The following is a 15,266-nucleotide window of genomic DNA, read 5'->3' as shown; positions in this document are numbered from 1 at the left end:
CCCCGTCACTATACGGGGAGAGGATGCCGGCAGGCAGGTGAGGGGCGGCGCCAGCATCGAAAATTTGCCGCCTAAGTTGAGAGCATTCGGATCCCTATCGATGGGACCAAAGCTCCGTAGCTCGTCTCACTCCGGGATAACCGCCATGGCCTGGATCTCCACCTTGGCGCGGTCCTCGACCAGCGCCACCACCTGCATGGCGGCCATCGCCGGAAAATGCCGGCCGATGACGGCGCGGTAGGCCTCGCCGATCCCCTTGAGGTTGGCCAGATATTCAGCCTTGTCGGTGAAATACCAGGTCATCGAGGTGATGTGCTGCGGCTCGCCGCCCGCTTCGGCCAGCACCGCGACGATGTTGGCGAGAGTCTGYCGAACCTGGCCGACGAAGTCGTCGGTCTCGAATTTGCATTCGGCGTTCCAGCCGACCTGGCCGCCGATAAAGACAAGCCGCCCACRCGCCGCCACGCCATTGGCGTAGCCGATCGGTTTGGCCCAGCCTTCAGGCTGCAGGATCGTGTGCATGTCTAGCCTCCCCCGAACTCGAATGCGATTCGCAAGTCTTACGCCGCTCCCATGACCTGCCTGGCGATCACCACCTTCTGCACGTCGGAGGCGCCTTCATAGATGCGCAGCGCCCGGATCTCGCGATAGAGGCTCTCGATGATGTGGCCCTTGCGCACGCCGTCGCCGCCATGCAGTTGCACCGCCTTGTCGATCACCTCTTGCGCGCGGTCGGTGGCGAAGAGCTTTGCCATTGCCGCTTCCCGCGTCACCCGCGCGGCGCCCATGTCCTTGGTCCAGGCGGCGCGATAGATGAGCAGGGCCGCGGCGTCGACATCGAGCGCCATGTCGGCGATATGGCCCTGCACCATCTGCAGCTCCGCCATCGGCGCGCCGAACAGCTTGCGCTCGGCCGCCCGCTTGATGCTTTCATCCAACGCTCTTCGAGCGAAGCCAAGCGCCGCCGCGCCGACCGTCGAACGGAAGACGTCGAGCACCGACATCGCGATCCGAAAACCGTCGCCGGGCTTGCCGATCAGGGCAGAAGCCGGAACGCGCACATTGTCGAACGACAGCCGCRCCAGCGGATGCGGAGCGATCACTTCCAGCCGTTCGGCAATGCCCAGGCCTTTCGCATCGGCCGGCACGATAAAGGCGGAAATCCCTTTGGCGCCCGGCGCATCGCCGGTGCGGGCGAAGACGGTGTAGAGGTCGGCAATGCCGCCATTGGAGATCCAGGTCTTTTCACCGGAGAGCACGTAGTCGTCGCCATCGCGGACCGCCGACATCTCCATATTGGCGACGTCCGAGCCTGAGCGCGGCTCCGAGAGCGCGAAAGCGGAAATCGCCTGGCCGGCCCGCGTCTTTGCCAGCCACCGCTGCTGGTCAGGTGTGCCGAACAGCGAAACCGCCCCGGTGCCCAATCCCTGCATGGCAAACGCGAAGTCGGCGAGCCCGTCATGGCGGGCCAGTGTTTCGCGGGTGATGCAGAGCGTGCGCACATCGAGCGGCACGGGAGTCTCGGTATCGATCGCCGTTGGCTTCAGCCAGCCGTCACGGCCGAGCATCGCCACCAGCTCGCGGCAGGCGGCGTCGACGTCGTGATGATCGATCGGCAGGTTCTTCGCGCACCAGGCGTCCAGCTGTTCAGCGAGTTCGCGGTGGCGGTCTTCGAAGAAGGGCCAGTTGAGGAAGGAGCGGTCAGGCATTCAGATCCCCTCCTGCGCCCCGTTCCTTCACACCCCCCTCTGTCCTGCCGGACATCTCCCCCGCAAGGGGGGAGATTGGCAGCTTCGATCTCCCCGCCCACCCTTTGACGCTGGTGATAGGCGAAAGCGCTGCAATCAGCTGATCTCCCCCCTTGCGGGGGRGATGGCCGGCAGGCCAGAGGGGGGTGCCTGGGCGAAAACCGGTCATGCTAGTTCCCCTCAAACACCGGCTTTTCCTTCGCCACGAACGCCTTGTACGCCCGTTCGAAATCGCCGGTCTGCATGCAGATCGCCTGTGCCTGCGCTTCCGCCTCGATCGCCTGGTCGAGACCCATCGACCATTCCTGGTTGAGCTGCGTTTTGGTGATGCTATGCGCGAAGGTCGGGCCGGAGACGATGCGCGCTGCAAGATCGAGCGCGTCGGCCTCGAGCGCAGCGGGCTCGACAAGGCGATTGTAGAAACCCCAGCGCTCGCCTTCGGCGGCGCTCATGGTGCGGCCAGTGTAAAGCAGCTCGGCAGCGCGGCCCTGGCCGATGATGCGCGRCAGGATCGCGCAGGCCCCCATGTCGCAGCCGGCGAGGCCGACGCGGGTGAACAGGAAGGCGGTCTTTGCCTCCGGCGTTGCGATGCGGATGTCGGAAGCCATGGCGATGATGGCGCCGGYGCCGACGGCAACACCGTCGACCGCGGCGATGATCGGCTTGCCGCAGTTCAGCATCGCCTTCACGAAATCGCCGGTCATGCGCGTGAAGGCGAGCAGCGCCTTCATGTCCATCTTGACCAGCGGCCCTATGATGTCGTGGACATCGCCGCCCGAGCAGAAATTGCCGCCATTGGGCAGGAACACCACGGCATCGATATCGTCCGCATAGACGAGCGCGCGAAACGTGTCGCGAAGCTCGGCATAGCTGTCAAAGGTCAGCGGATTCTTCCGCTCGGGCCGGTCGAGCCAGATTTTCGCGACCTTGCCTTCGACATCCCACAGAAAGTGCTTCGGCTTGAAATTGGCCATGGCGCTCATTCGCGTCCCTCCCAATTGCTGCGGAACGACTTCAGCATGCCGGTCAGACTCCGCGCCTCGTCCTCGCTGACATTGCCGAGCAACTCGCCGATCCAGGCCTCATGCGCCGCAGCCATCACCGCGAAGGCCTTCGTGCCTTCCTCGGTCAGCCGCACCATCGAGGTTCGGCGGTCGCCGTTGCGGYGCGCACGCGTCACCAGGCCTTCGGAAACCAGTCGGTCGACGATCCCCGTCACATTGCCGTTCGACACCAGAAGGAAGCTCGACAGGTCGCTCATYAGCATGCCTTCCGGCGACCGGTAGAGCGCCGCCATCACATCGAAGCGCGGCAGCGTGGTGTTGAATTCGCTCTTCAGCCGTTCGCGGAGCTCGGCCTCGATGGTGCGCGAGGCGCGCAACAGCCTGATCCAGAGGCGCAGCCTGTCCTTGCCGGGGCCGGAGCGCGCGGGCAGGGGACCGGCTACCATGTCTCGCCTCCCGACACCGAGATCGCCTGCCCGGTGATCGATCGCGCGGCATCGCCGCAGAGCCAGAGCACCGCTGCTGCGACCTCGTCAGGCTGGATGAAGCGCCCCTGCGGGTTCGTTGCCGCAAGGCTGGCGCGTGCGTCATCGGCGGAGCGGCCTGTCTTCTCGACGATGCGTTGGATGGATTCTTCCAGCATGTCGGTCTCCACGAAGCCTGGGCAGACGGCGTTGACGGTGATGCCTGACTTTGCGGTTTCGGCGGCCAAAGCCCGCATCAGCCCGATCACACCATGCTTGGCCGCCACATAGGGCGCGACATAGGCATAGCCTTTCAGGCCGGCGGTCGAGGCGACGAAGACGATGCGGCCGGCTTTCCGCTCGAGTATGCCTGCCAGCGCCGGCTGCACCGTCAGGAACGCCCCGGTCAGGTTGACATCGAGCGTGCGCTGCCAGTCGGCCAGCRCGGTCTTGTGTGCCGGCGCGCTGCCGGCCATGCCGGCATTGACGACAACGATGTCGAACGGTCCGCGCGCTGCCCCCGCTTTCTCGTAGAGGGTCGCCATTTCGGCCTCGTCGGTCACATCGGCGGCGATCGCGAAGATGCGGTCATTCCCTTTCGCGACCTCGGCAAGGGCGGTCTCGCGCCTCCCGCATATGGTGACGGCGACGCCAGCTTCCGCCAGCGCCAGCGCGATCGCGCGGCCGACGCCGGAGCCGCCGCCRGTGACCAGGGCGTGTCGGCCGGCGATCATGACTTAATCCTCGAGTCTTGGCGTTGCCCCTCACCCTTACCCTCTCCCCGTGAAGAACGAGGAGAGGGGATCACCAGCGCTAGAGCGCACCCCTTCTCCCCGTCCTCCACGGGGAGAAGGTGCCGGCAGGCGGATGAGGGGCGGCGCCGACGTGAAAACATAAAAGCCCTCATACCTTCAGCCCCGCCGCTGCTTCGCGTTCGGCCAGGCGGTAGATCTGGTCGCGTCCACGCAGATAGGGATCCGGCCATTTGACGCCGCGGTCGCCGAGCGCCACCGCCGCATGCAGCGTCCAATAGGGGTCGGTGAGATGCGGCCGCGCCAGCGCCACCAGATCGGCACGCCCGGCCATCAGGATCGAGTTGGCATGGTCCGGCTCGTAGATGTTGCCGACCGCCATCGTCGCCATGCCGACCTCGTTGCGGATGCGGTCGGAGAACGGCGTCTGGAACATGCGGCCGTAGACCGGCTTGGCGGCGATGGTGGTCTGGCCGGCCGAGACGTCGCAGAGGTCGACGCCGGCCTGATGCAGCAACCTCGCGATCTCGACAGCGTCGGCCGGCGTAACACCTTCGATGCCCACCCAGTCATTGGCCGAGATGCGCATCGAGATCGGCTTCCCAGCCGGCCACACGGCGCGCACCGCGCGGAAGATCTCCAGAGGATAGCGCATGCGGTTTTCCAGCGAGCCGCCATACTCGTCGGTGCGCCTGTTGGTCAGCGGCGTGATGAAGGAGGAGAGCAGATAGCCGTGCGCGGCATGAATCTCCAGCATGTCGAAGCCGCAGCGTTCGGCCATCTCGGCTGAGGCGACGAACTGGTCGAGCACCATGTCCATGTCGGCGCGATCCATCGCCTTCGGCACCTGGTTCTGCGGCGACCACGGGACAGCGGACGGCGCCATCACCTGCCAGTTGCCGGTGAGCAGCGGCTCGTCGGTGCCTTCCCAGCCGAGGCGGGTCGAGCCCTTGGGGCCGGAATGGCCGATCTGGGCGCAGATCTTGGCCTCGGTCTCAGCATGCACGAAATCGACCAGCCGCTTCCAGGCGACTTCATGCTCGGGCTTATAGAAGCCGGTGCAGCCGGGCGTGATGCGCCCCTCGGGGCTGACGCAGGTCATCTCGATATAGACCAGCCCCGCGCCGCCCTTGGCGCGCTCGGCATAATGCGCGAAGTGCCAGTCGGTCGGACAGCCGTCGACCGCCTTGTACTGCGCCATCGGCGAGACGACGATGCGGTTGGCGAGCGCCATGTCGCGCAGCCTGAACGGTGCGAACATCGGCGCGCGGCGCAGCATGTTGCCGCCGGCGCCGGCCTTGCGCTGGAACCATTCCTCGGCGCCCGCCAGCCATTCGGCATCGCGCAGTCTGAGGTTCTCGTGGCTGATGCGCTGCGAGCGGGTGAGCAGCGAATAGTTGAACTGCACCGGATTGAGGCCGAGATAGCGCTCRACCTCCTCGAACCATTCGAGCGAGTTGCGCGCCGCCGACTGCAGCTTCAGCACCTCGGTGCGCCGCGCATCCTCATATTTGCGGAAGGCCGCTTCCAGGTTCGGCTCGGTTTCGACATAGTCGGCGAGGGCCACGGCACTTTCCAGCGCGAGCTTGGTGCCGGAGCCGATCGAGAAATGCGCTGATGCCGCGGCATCGCCCATCAGCGCCAGATTCTTGTACGACCAGCGCTCGCACAAAACGCGCGGGAAATTGATCCAGGCCGATCCGCGAATGTGGTTGGCGTTGGTCATCAGCGGATGGCCGCTGAGATGCTTTTCGAAGATGCGCTCGCAGACCGCGATGGATTCCTGCTGCGTGATCTGGCCGAAGCCGAAGCGCTCCCAGGTCTCTTGGCTGCATTCGACGATGAAGGTCGCGGTCTCRCTGTCGAACTGGTAGGYATGCGCCCACACCCAGCCATGCTCCGTCTTCTCGAAGATGAAGGTGAAGGCGTCGTCGAATTTCTGCGTGGTGCCGAGCCACACGAACTTGCATTTGCGGGTGTCGATATCGGGCTTGAAGACATCGGCGAAAGTGGCGCGGGATTTCGAGTTCAGCCCGTCGGACGCGACCACCAGGTCATGCGTTTCCATGAAAGGCCTGGGGTCCGAAATCTCGGTCTCGAACATCATCTTGATCCCGAGCTCGCGCGCCCGCCGCTGCAGCAGGATCAGCAGCCGCTTGCGGCCGATGCCGCAGAAGCCGTGGCCGGTCGAAACCGTGCGCACGCCGTCATGGATGACGGCGATGTCGTCCCAATAGGCGAAATGCTTCTTGATCCAGACGGCGCTGACCGGGTCGTTCCTGGTCAGGTTCTCCAGCGTTTCGGCCGACAGAACCACGCCCCAGCCGAACGTGTCGTCCGGCCGGTTGCGCTCGTAGACCGTCACCTCATGCGCGGCGTCGCGCAGCTTCAGCGAGATGGCAAAGTAGAGTCCGGCCGGGCCGCCGCCGAGAACCGCAACCTTCATGTCTTGCGATCTCCTCTTCGCATCCGGAACCGCCGACTAGGGCCCGCGGTTCCGATCATCAGTATCGCGCCGGCCGACAATTATTTCAAGCTTGAAGTTTCATGATTGAACAATTGCATGCACGCGTAGGGGACCAGCTTACTTGGCCGGATCCTTGGGGCTCCACAGCACCGTCTCGGCGCCCTTCTCGTAGGCCATGCCTTGCGGGTAACTGWTCGCTTCCAACTGCAGGCCCCAGGGTGCCTGGAAATAGAGGATGGTCTGGCCGGCGGCCGGYCCTTCCTTGACTGGCAGCGGTCCCATCCTGGTCTTCACGCCCTTGGCGTCGAGATAGGCTTTCGCGGCCGCGACGTCGTCGACATAGAAGGCGATGTGGAAGCCGCCGATGTCGCTGTTCTTCGCCTGCAGGTCCTTCTGGTCGGGTGCTGTGTATTTGAACAATTCGATGTTCGATCCCGAGCCGCAGCGGACCATGGTGATCTCCTCGATCACCGCTTTCGGATCGACGCCGAGCAGGTCCTGCATGAAGGTGCCTTTGTCGCCGGAAAACGGGCCGAAGGACATCGCCTTCTTGCAGCCGACGACATCGGTGAAGAAATCGACGGCCTCTTTCATGTCGGGCACGGTGATGCCGGTGTGGTCGTGCCCGCGCATGCCTGGGATCGAATCCGCCGAGGCAGCTCCCATTGAGCCGAGCACGATTGCGGCAAGCATCATGCCGCGGGTCGCGTAGTTCATGTCACCCTCCGTTCGCGGGCTGACTTCGCCACCTTGCACGTCCGAGGCCCRCTGTTCGGCGTGCGGGATGAACAGCGACCTATGCAGGCGCCTTGGGCGGCGGCTGCAGCCAGTCCGCGTCGATCTCGGGCAGCGGAATGGCGGCGAGCAGGTCGCGCGTGTAGGCCTCCTTCGGGTTGCCGAACAGCGCGTCGGTGGCGCTGGCTTCGACGATCCTGCCTTCGCGCATGACGATCACCTGCTGGCAGAGCCGCCGGATCACCGACAGGTCATGGCTGATGAAGGCGACCGTAAGCCCCATCTCGGCCGCGAGCTTTTCCAGCAGGGTCAGGATCTGCGCCTGCGTCGAGACGTCGAGGCCGGAGACGATCTCGTCAGCCAGCACAAATTTCGGCGACAGCGCCAGCGCGCGCGCAATGCCGACGCGCTGCCGCTGGCCGCCCGACAGCTCGTGACGGTAGCGGTTGGCGAAATTCTGCGGCAGGCCAACGCGATGCAAGGCCTCAGCGACGCGCTCCTTCAGCCTGTCGCCAAGCCCGTTTTGCCTCAGCGGCGCGGCGATGATGTTGAAGATCGTGTGCCGCGGATTGAGCGAGGACATCGGGTCCTGGAAGATCATCTGCAGGTCGCGGCGCAGCGGCCGGAGCTCGGTATCCGACAGACGGCTGATGTCGCGCCCCCCGAAGTTGATTGAGCCGGCGCTCGGCTCGATCAGGCGCACCAGGGCGCGGCCGAGCGTCGACTTGCCCGAGCCGGACTCGCCGACGATGCCTGTGACCGATCCTTTCGGCAGGTCGAGATCCAGCCCTTTCAGGATCTCGACGAGCGGCGCGCGGCCGATCAGTGGTTTGCGCGTCATGTCGGGCAGCGCCACCTTCAGCCCGCGCACGGAAAACAGCGGCTCAGCCATGGCTTGGCCTCCAGGCCTTGTCGGCGGCGGCGATCTCCGCCGTCAGCCCGGCAAGCACGGCCTCGTCCACCGGCTTCAGCGAAGCGTATGGATCAGTGTAGCGCGGCGTCGCCGCCATCAGCGCCCGCGTGTAGGGGTGCTGCGGCGCGGCGAAGAGCTGAGCGGTCTCGGCTTCCTCCACCACCTTGCCGGCATAGAGCACCGACACTTTCTGGCTGATCTTGGCGACCACACCGAGGTCGTGGGTGACGAACAGGATAGCCGTGCCGTGATCGCGCTGCAATTGCGCGATCAGCCGCAGAATCTGCTTCTGCACCGTCACGTCCAGCGCCGTCGTCGGCTCGTCGGCAACGATCAACCTTGGCTCCGCCGCGAAGGCGGCAGCGATCAGCACGCGCTGGCGTATGCCGCCGGACAGCTCATGCGGATAGCTTCTGAGCACGCGCTCGGGATCGCGGATCTGCACCTCGTCCAGCAACTGGCGGATGCGCTTGTCGGCCCTCTCGCCGCTCCAGCCGAGGATGCGCACAAGCCGGTCGGTCATCTGCGGGCCGATGCGGCGCGACGGGTTGAGCGCGGTGAGCGGGTCCTGCGGGATCAGYGCCGTGCGCGCACCGATCAGCGTCCGCCGCGCCTTTGCGTCGAGCCGGCCGAGATCCTCGCCTTCGATCAGCATCTCGCCTTCGACGATGCGCACGCTTTTCGGCAGCACGCCGAGCACCGCCTTGCCGATCATCGTCTTGCCGGCGCCGCTCTCGCCGACCAGTGCCCGCACCTCGCCGGACTGGACCGTGAGCGAGACCGAGCGCAGCACGCGCTGGCCGTTGGGCAGCACGGCGCTCAAGGCGCGGATTTCGAGGCAGAGTTTTGCGACGGCGCTCATCGCAGCACCGGATCGAAGCGCGCCTTCAATCCCTCGCCGAATTGGCTGAACGAAAGCACGGTGAGGATCAGCGTGATCAGCGGAAACACCAGCACCCACCAGGCCTGATGGATCGACAGCCTGCCCTCGGCGATGATGCTGCCCCAGGTCGGATCGTCGGTCGAGATCGACAGGTTGACGAAGGAAAGGATCGCCTCGACGATGACGGCGATGCCCATTTCGAGCGACAGCAGCGCCACCACCGACGGCACCACATTCGGCAGCACCTCGCGCAGCATGATGCCGATGCGGCCATAGCCGGCAATGCGCGCGCTTTCGACATAGTCCATGCGGGCCTGGCTCATTGCCTCGGCGCGGATCACCCGGCAGAAGCGCGTCCAGTCGATGACCGCGATCGCGATGATGACGGAGCTGAGGCCCGTGCCCAGCACGGCGACCAGGAGGATGGCGAACAGCACCGGCGGGAACGCCATCCAGACATCGACGATGCGCGAGATGATGCGGTCGGCCCAGCCGCCGAAATAGCCGGCTATGAGTCCAAGCGCCGAGCCGACAAGGCAGGCCGCTGATGCCGCAGCGAAGGCGACGATGAAGGCGATGCGTCCGCCAAAGATCAGCCGCGACAGCAGATCCCGGCCGAGGCTGTCGGTGCCCAGCCAATAGCCGGGCTCGGCCCCGTCCAGCCAGAAGGGCGGCAGGCGCTCCAGCATAAGGTCCTGCGCCAGCGGGTCCTGCGGCGCGATCAGCGGCGCGAAGATGGCCGCCAGCAGTGCAATCAGCAGCCAGCCGCCGGCCAGCCACAGCCTTGGGCCTGCGCCGCGTCTCGATATGCGGGCTTCATCCATGGCGCAGCCTCGGATTGAGCAGCGCATACATCATGTCGACGGCAAGGTTGATCAGCACGAAGAGCAGCGCGAAGACCAGCACGATGCCCTGAATTAGCGGCAGGTCGCGGTTGATGACGGCATCGATTGCCATGTTGCCGAGGCCCTCATAGGAAAACAGCCGCTCGACGATGACGGTGCCGCCGATCAGGAAGGTGAACTGCACGCCGACCAGCGTCAGCGTTGGCAATGCTGCGTTCTTCAGCGCCTCGCGCAGGATGACCTGCGTTTCCGAAAAGCCCTTGACCCTGGCCAGCACGACATAGTCGAGATCGAGCACTTCCTTCAGCGATTGTTTCAAAAGCTGCGCGATGATCRCCGCCAGCGGCAGTGCCAGGGCCACGGCCGGCATCAGCATGTGCTTCAGCAGGTCCCAGGTGAGATCGAAACGCAGCCTCAAAATGCTCTCGGCAAGATAGAACTGGGTGACAAAAGGCAGGTCGAGCTGCGGCGACACCCGACCGGAAATGTCGAAGACAGGCAAAAGCACGCCGAACAGGAGGATAAGCACCAGGCCCCAGAGGAAGTCCGGGATGRAAAGCGTCGCGCCGCTCGCGATATCGATGCCGGCCTCGACCGCCGTGCCGCGTGAGCGCGCGCCGAGGATCGCCGCGGTGACGCCGATCGCCACCGCCATCAGTAGCGCCACCGTCGCCAGCTCCAGCGTCGCCGGCAGCCGGTTGAAGACCAGGCCGAGAACGTCCTGGCGCAGCGAGATCGAGGTGCCGAAATTGCCGTGCAGCACGCCGCCGAGCCAGATGAAGAACTGCTGCACCAGCGTCTTGTCCAGCCCGTAGAGCGCGCGCAGCCGCGCGATGTCCTCGTCGCTCGCGCCGGGCGGCAGCATCATGGCGATCGGGTCGCCGGGCGCCACACGGATAACGACGAAGACGACGATGGCGACGCCGAACAGCGTCACCAGCATCGTCAAAAGACGAACGAGGAATCTCTGCAGCAGCATGCTCGTTGAAGCCCAATGCACTCGGCCCCTCACCCGGCCTCCGCTTCGCTCGGCCGACCTCTCCCCGAGGGGAGAGGAGCTTGCCGGCGCTTGCGCCAGTCTCTTCTCCCCTCGGGGAGAAGGTGGCCGCGAAGCGGCCGGATGAGGGGGCCTGCGTCGTTGCAGGGGACACGCCAGTGTCCCCTCAGCAATCATCAGGCCGGCGTCATCAGCGCCGGCAGCAGCGCACCRGATACGTGCTGCACGACATTGACCTTCTTCGAGTGAACGATCGGCTGCGCGTACTGGATCAGCGGCAGCACATAGGCTTGCTCGGCRATGTATTCGTCGACCGCCTTCCAGCCGGCGATGCGCTTGGCCTCGTCCTTCTCGCCCCACAGCGGGCCGATCTTGGCGTCGAGATCGTCCGTCTTCCAGGACGAATGCGGCGAGGGCCCGAACATGGCGAAGCCGGTCGAGGTGGTCGGATCGCCGATGGCGTTGCCCCAGTTGTAGAAGGCCGCCGGCGCCAGCTTGTGCGCGGCGCGCAGCTCATAGTGCTTGGCGATCTCGTAGACCTCGATCTCGGCCTCGATGCCCACTTTGCGCCACATGCCGACGATGGCCTGCACCATCTCGTAGTCCTTGGGCTTGAAGCCCTTGGTCGTCTGTATGGTGAACTTGGCCGRCTTCTTCGGCGAATAGCCGGACGCGGCGAGCAGTTCCTTTGCCTTTTGCGGATTGTGCTYGACCTTGATAGACGGATCGAACGCCGCGTATTCCGGCGTCTCCAGCGTCGCGATCGGCTGGCCGTAGCCGCGCAGCAGCCRCTTGACGAGAAGCTCCTTGTCCACCGCCATCACGGCCGCCTGGCGGACATTCTTGTCGAGCATCGCGTCCTTGTTGTTGAAGAAGATCATGCCGATGTCGGAGACGTTCTTGCAGGAGCCGRCAAGCCCGTCCTTGGCGATCAGCCGGTCATATTCCTCGTAAGGAATCTCCAGCGTCACCTGCGAGGAGCCCGACTCGATCTCGGCGACACGGCTCGCCGCGTCGGTCACGAACTTGATCGTCACATTCTCGAAGGCCGGCTTGTTGCCCCAGTAGTGCGGATTGGCTTTGAGCCGCAGGAAGGCGTTGCGCTCGAACTTGTCGACCATGTAGGGCCCGGTGCCGATCGGCGCCTTCTCGAAGCCTTCAGCGCCGACCTTCTGGTAGTAAGCCTTGGGCATGATGTAGCCGGTCAGGAACGACATCCACTTGAAATAGACCGGATCGAACTGCACGACATCGCCGGTGATCTTGTTGCYGTCGATCTTGAAGTTGTTGACGTTCTTCCAGACGAACTGGATCGGATTGCCGGTCTTCTCGTCGCCCGCCCGCTGAAGCGACCACACCACGTCTTCCGGCGTGAAGGGCGAGCCGTCATGCCATTTCACGCCCTCGCGCACCGTCATCATCACCTTGGTGCGGTCATCGTTCCAGCCCCACTCGGTGAGCAGGCCGGGCGTGAAGGAGAGGTCAGGCTTCTGCGGGATGAACTGGTCGAACACCGACTGGTAGAGACCCTGGATGGTCGGGTTCACCGCCGAAGGTCCGGTCGTCGGGTCCCAGGAAGGCAGGTTGACATTGTAGGCGATGGTGAGTTCGCCGRCCGCCTTTGCCGCCCTTGGAAGGCCGAGCGTGGCGGCACCCAGTGCTGCCGCGCCATATCCGAGCAAATCGCGTCTGTTGATGGTCATGGTCGTTCCCCTTGTGGTTATCTTGTCGCGCGGCGTGTTCAGTCGGTAGGATCAGGATCGTGGGCAACCGCGCCTTGTCCGTCCTGGAATTCGGCTCAGTTTCCTCCCAGCTGTTGYGCGAGCATAAAGCCCGATCCGGCACCTGTCCCGGCGCCGGGCCATGTCGCGGCTCCGGTGAGGTAGAGATTGGCGACCGGTGTGTTCCAGCGCGCGAAGGACCGCGTCGGGCGGAAGAGAAAATTCTGCGCCAGGTGGTGGCTGCCGCAGATCTGGTCGCCGCCAACGAGGTTCGGGTTCTCGCGCTCGAGGTCGAGTGGCGAGAAAATCGCGCGGCCGAGGATCTTCTTGCGCAAACCAGGCGCATAGCTCTCGATGATGTCGAGCACGCGTTCGGCATAGGCTTCCTTGACCGCATCCCAGGCGCCGGGCGCGATCTTGCCGGCTGCGTCTCCGAGGATTTCGGCCGGTAGCATGCGCACCTGCACCCACAGCACTTGCTTGCCTTCCGGCGCCCGCGAGGGATCGACGGCCGTCGGCTGGCCGACTACGAGAACCGGCTGGTCGGGCAGCATGCCGGCGATTGCCTGCTGGTAGGTGCGCGACATGGCGTCGAGCGAAGGCGCCAGATGCACATAGGCGAACTGCCGAAGCTCTGCGCCGGCGCTCCAGTTGGGCAGGTCGTCCAGCGCCAGATGGATCATCATCGTGCCCGGCGCATGGCGGAAATTCTTCATGGCCGCATCGAAGGCCGCATCCCCGGATCCGTGGGGCAGCAGCTTGCCCGCAAGCGCTTTCGGTGCGACACCGGCGATCACCGCCTTGCTCGCGACATGGGTTTCACCGGACGCCAGCCGCACGCCCGTCGCGCGGCCACCGGCGACCGTGATCTCCTTCACGTCCGCGCCGGTCGCGATCTTGCCGCCGGCCGCTTTGACCATGCCGGCAAGCGCGCGGATGATGGTGTCGGCGCCGCCCTTGCCGAGCACCATGCCGAAGCTCTGGTTGGCCATCGATTCGAGATAAGGGAACACGGCGCCGCCGGCGATGTCGGGCGCGAAGTCGAGATGCATGCCCCAGGCGGCAAGCGTCGTCCGGACATGCGGCGTCTCGAAATTCTCCTCCAGCCAAGCGCGCGGCGACGAGAGAAGCAGCCGGCCGGTGTCGAGCGCGCCGRCAAGGCCCTTCTTGCGCCAGAGATTCCAGGCCGTGCCGGCGAGCGCGCGGGCGCTCATCGGCGACCCCAGCAGGCGGAACAGATGCTCCGCTTCGCCCGCAAAGGCGCCGACCAGYCGGCGCCATGTGGCGGCGTCGGCGGCGGACAAGGCGGCGAGCCGCGACGCGGTCTTTTCGAGATCGCTGCTTACGCCGAACCATTTGCCGTCCGGGAAGGCGCTGGCGAAGCAGTCGGCGACGGGCGCGAATTCCAGCCCGTGGCTTTTCAATTCATTTGCATATTTCCTGTGGAAGGCCGAGCCGGCGAACAGGCTCAGATTCATCGCGCCGAAATCGTGCCGGAAACCGGGAAGCGTGTATTCGCCCGTGCGGATGGCGCCGCCGATCGTGTCGCTGCGCTCAAAAAGCGCGGTTTTCCAGCCTTTGAGCGACAAATGCGCGGCGCAGGCCAGACTGTTGTGGCCCGCTCCGACAAAAATGGYGTCGAACTCGCTCACGCCCCGCCCCAAAATGCTTTATGCTTAAAGATAATTGCAGATGCATATGTTTTCGTCTAGTAGGATATTAAGGGCCACAACGAGCCTTGATCATCACGAACAAGAGGGAACAGAACCATGGACACGCAACAACTCCTTGGCGAGGTCGCCGGCCAGCTGCTTTCGGGCTCCATCAGGGTGGTTGACCTGTCGGCGCCGCTCGGGCCGAACACGCCGCTGATCAAGCTGCCGCCGGAGCTCGCTGTCGACACGCCGAAGGTCGAGATCCATGAGATCTCCAAATATGACAAGAACGGTCCGTGGTGGGCCTGGAACTGGCTGAAGCTTGGCGAGCATTCGGGCACGCATTTCGACGCGCCGCAGCACTGGATCACCGGCAAGGACTATCCGGACGGTGCCACCGACACCATTCCGGTGCAGAACTTCGTCGGCCCGGTCAATGTCATCGACTGCTCGGAGGAAGCCGCAGCCGATCACGATTTCCTGCTCACCGTCGATCACATCAAGGCCTGGGAAGCCAAGCATGGCGCGATCAATCCCGGCGAATGGGTGGTGATGCGCACCGATTGGTACAAGCGCAACGGCTCGGAAGCCGAGTTCCTCAACGCCAACGAGACAGGCCCGCACACGCCCGGCCCGACGGCGGAAGCCATCCAGTTCCTGATCAGCAAGAACATCAAGGGCTGGGGCTCGGAGACGATCGGCACCGATGCCGGCAAGGCCGGCGGCATGGAGCCGCCGTTCCCGGCGCACACGCTGATGCACAAGGCCAACCGCTATGGCCTGGCCAGCCTTTGCAATCTCGACCAGCTGCCGCCGAAAGGCGCCATCCTGATCGCCGCGCCGCTCAAGATCGAGCATGGCACCGGCAGCCCGATCCGCGCGCTGGCGCTGGTGCCGGGCAAATAGGCGAGGCGGCGGTCTTCGGGAGAAGATCATGCTCGCGGGCAATGGAGTGAAGAGGACGTCGGGGCAGCTGTCTTGCAGCATTGGCGCTCTATGGCGCCCCCCTCTGTCCTGCCGGACATCTCCCCCACAAGGGGGTGTATGGACTGGGGACATCGCGAACAGGTGTGCGAAGACAT

The 15,266-nt window shown here is 64.9% G+C and carries 14 protein-coding genes; 1 reads left to right on the top strand and 13 read right to left on the bottom strand.

Annotated elements, in window-relative coordinates:
* Positions 1–126: 126 nt before the first annotated feature.
* The 13 genes from ORS3428_RS16255 to ORS3428_RS16195 form a co-directional block, all read right to left on the bottom strand.
* Positions 127–522 (bottom strand): RidA family protein, encoded by a 396-nt coding sequence (locus ORS3428_RS16255; protein ID WP_071099317.1) that lies wholly within the window; start codon positions 520–522, stop codon positions 127–129.
* A gap of 38 nt (positions 523–560) precedes the next feature.
* On the bottom strand, positions 561–1,709 hold the full coding sequence (locus ORS3428_RS16250; RefSeq protein WP_071099316.1) for an acyl-CoA dehydrogenase family protein: 1,149 nt from the start codon (positions 1,707–1,709) through the stop codon (positions 561–563).
* Positions 1,710–1,918: 209 nt separating this feature from the next.
* Positions 1,919–2,731 (bottom strand): enoyl-CoA hydratase family protein, encoded by an 813-nt coding sequence (locus ORS3428_RS16245; RefSeq protein ID WP_071099315.1) that lies wholly within the window; start codon positions 2,729–2,731, stop codon positions 1,919–1,921.
* Positions 2,728–3,198, bottom strand: coding sequence for a MarR family winged helix-turn-helix transcriptional regulator (locus ORS3428_RS16240; protein WP_071099314.1), 471 nt, complete (start codon positions 3,196–3,198; stop codon positions 2,728–2,730). Before ORS3428_RS16240 ends, ORS3428_RS16245 begins: the two co-directional genes overlap by 4 nt.
* Positions 3,192–3,950 carry an SDR family NAD(P)-dependent oxidoreductase gene (locus ORS3428_RS16235; RefSeq protein WP_071099313.1) on the bottom strand — a complete coding sequence of 253 codons (759 nt, stop codon included), beginning with the start codon at positions 3,948–3,950 and terminating at the stop codon, positions 3,192–3,194. The genes ORS3428_RS16240 and ORS3428_RS16235 overlap by 7 nt, the downstream gene beginning before the upstream one ends.
* A 169-nt stretch (positions 3,951–4,119) precedes the next feature.
* Complete coding sequence (locus ORS3428_RS16230) at positions 4,120–6,414, bottom strand: bifunctional salicylyl-CoA 5-hydroxylase/oxidoreductase (protein WP_071099312.1); 2,295 nt, start codon at positions 6,412–6,414, stop codon at positions 4,120–4,122.
* A gap of 138 nt (positions 6,415–6,552) precedes the next feature.
* Positions 6,553–7,152, bottom strand: a complete 600-nt coding sequence (locus tag ORS3428_RS16225; RefSeq protein WP_071099311.1) for a VOC family protein — start codon at positions 7,150–7,152, stop codon at positions 6,553–6,555.
* Positions 7,153–7,231: 79 nt separating this feature from the next.
* The gene (locus ORS3428_RS16220) at positions 7,232–8,062 is read right to left on the bottom strand and encodes an ATP-binding cassette domain-containing protein (protein WP_071099310.1); all 831 of its coding nucleotides are present in this window, start codon (positions 8,060–8,062) and stop codon (positions 7,232–7,234) included.
* Positions 8,055–8,945, bottom strand: coding sequence for an ABC transporter ATP-binding protein (locus ORS3428_RS16215; protein ID WP_071099309.1), 891 nt, complete (start codon positions 8,943–8,945; stop codon positions 8,055–8,057). Before ORS3428_RS16215 ends, ORS3428_RS16220 begins: the two co-directional genes overlap by 8 nt.
* Positions 8,942–9,790, bottom strand: a complete 849-nt coding sequence (locus tag ORS3428_RS16210; protein ID WP_071099308.1) for an ABC transporter permease — start codon at positions 9,788–9,790, stop codon at positions 8,942–8,944. The genes ORS3428_RS16215 and ORS3428_RS16210 overlap by 4 nt, the downstream gene beginning before the upstream one ends.
* The gene (locus tag ORS3428_RS16205) at positions 9,783–10,790 is read right to left on the bottom strand and encodes an ABC transporter permease (RefSeq protein WP_071099307.1); all 1,008 of its coding nucleotides are present in this window, start codon (positions 10,788–10,790) and stop codon (positions 9,783–9,785) included. Before ORS3428_RS16205 ends, ORS3428_RS16210 begins: the two co-directional genes overlap by 8 nt.
* Before the next feature lie 194 nt (positions 10,791–10,984).
* Entirely contained in the window at positions 10,985–12,511 is a 1,527-nt protein-coding gene (locus tag ORS3428_RS16200; protein WP_071099306.1) for an ABC transporter substrate-binding protein, read from the bottom strand.
* Between the two features lie 95 nt (positions 12,512–12,606).
* Complete coding sequence (locus ORS3428_RS16195; protein ID WP_071099305.1) at positions 12,607–14,181, bottom strand: phytoene desaturase family protein; 1,575 nt, start codon at positions 14,179–14,181, stop codon at positions 12,607–12,609.
* Positions 14,182–14,298: 117 nt separating this feature from the next.
* On the opposite strand from ORS3428_RS16195, the gene ORS3428_RS16190 reads away from it, so the two are divergent.
* Positions 14,299–15,090, top strand: coding sequence for a cyclase family protein (locus ORS3428_RS16190; protein WP_071099304.1), 792 nt, complete (start codon positions 14,299–14,301; stop codon positions 15,088–15,090).
* The last annotated feature ends 176 nt before the right edge of the window (positions 15,091–15,266 follow it).

This window comes from Mesorhizobium sp. ORS 3428 (genome assembly GCF_001854785.1).
GTDB lineage: Bacteria > Pseudomonadota > Alphaproteobacteria > Rhizobiales > Rhizobiaceae > Mesorhizobium.
This window is presented reverse-complemented; position numbering and strand designations above follow the sequence as displayed.

What these genes read in the sequence shown, in the direction of transcription:
- ORS3428_RS16210 (WP_071099308.1), bottom strand. Translation starts at nt 9,790, where the DNA reads ATGGATGAAGCCCGCATATCGAGACGCGGCGCAGGCCCAAGGCTGTGG.
- ORS3428_RS16190 (WP_071099304.1), top strand. Translation starts at nt 14,299, where the DNA reads ATGGACACGCAACAACTCCTTGGCGAGGTCGCCGGCCAGCTGCTTTCG.
- ORS3428_RS16220 (WP_071099310.1), bottom strand. Translation starts at nt 8,062, where the DNA reads ATGGCTGAGCCGCTGTTTTCCGTGCGCGGGCTGAAGGTGGCGCTGCCC.